Source organism: Bradyrhizobium sp. WSM4874 (assembly GCF_055811835.1).
This window is the reverse complement of the sequence record NZ_JBVVPR010000224.1, coordinates 1-398: the sequence shown is the minus strand read 5'-3', so window position 1 is coordinate 398 and position 398 is coordinate 1. Positions and strand designations below refer to the sequence as shown.

Annotated in this window: 1 pseudogene; it reads left to right on the top strand. The window is 70.6% G+C overall.

The window, feature by feature from the left end:
- A pseudogene (locus AC0L3P_RS40125) lies at positions 1 to 398 on the top strand (DUF1522 domain-containing protein); the annotation flags it as partial.

Here is a 398-nt window from a genome sequence, read left to right as displayed (position 1 = left end):
CTGCAGAAGCTGATCGACTCTGCGAAGTCGATCGCCAACCAGGCGCTGCAGACCACGGTCGGCTACTCCACCAAGTCCAACGTCTCCGCCACCATCGCGGGTGCGACCGCGGCTGACCTGCGCGGCACGACGAGCTTCGCCAGCGCGACCGCAAGCAGCAACGTCGTGTTTAGCGGCGCGGCGGGCGGCACCACGGCGGCGACCGGCACCACGACCCTCGGCGCCACCATCGGCTCTTTCGCCAGCACCGGCGCGACGGCCGGCGACGGCACCACGGCCCTGACCGGCACCATCACCCTGATCGCGACCAACGGCACCACGGCAACCGGCCTGTCGGCCAACGCCCAGCCCGCCGACGGCGACACGCTGACCGTGAACGGCAAGACCATCACCTTCCG